The sequence below is a fragment of the Chlorobaculum sp. 24CR genome, from assembly GCF_004118635.1.
Classification (GTDB): Bacteria; Bacteroidota; Chlorobiia; order Chlorobiales; family Chlorobiaceae; genus Chlorobaculum.
On record NZ_SDGU01000119.1, the window covers coordinates 1 to 351 of the forward strand.

General features: G+C 58.4%; 1 protein-coding gene. It reads right to left on the reverse strand.

Annotated elements, in window-relative coordinates; genetic code table 11:
* A partial coding sequence (locus EST62_RS13285; RefSeq protein ID WP_134751660.1) for an IS3 family transposase occupies positions 1–351 on the reverse strand: 351 nt, incomplete at both ends.

Genomic DNA, 351 nt, shown 5'->3' on the forward strand with positions numbered 1-351 from the left:
TGGTGACGCTAACTCCACGCAGCAGATAAGGATAGACCTTGTGCTCCGGATGCGGCTTGCTGGTGTTCGGGCCGGGAGCCATGCCCGCCAGCCCCAGCTGCCGCATCAAACGCTGCACCCGTTTCCGGTTGACAATGTACCCTTTTTTCAGCAGAATCTGCCGCATCCGCCGACTGCCGTAAAATGGATGCAGCGCGTATTCCTCCTCGATCAAACGCATCAGCAGGTCGTCGTCACTGGGCGAATACGGCCCCTGCTTGCCGTAATAACTCGTGCGATTCACATCGACCAGTTGGCATTGCGTCGAGACCGGTAATGGCTCCTCGCCGCCGATCCAGCTTTTACGCTGCT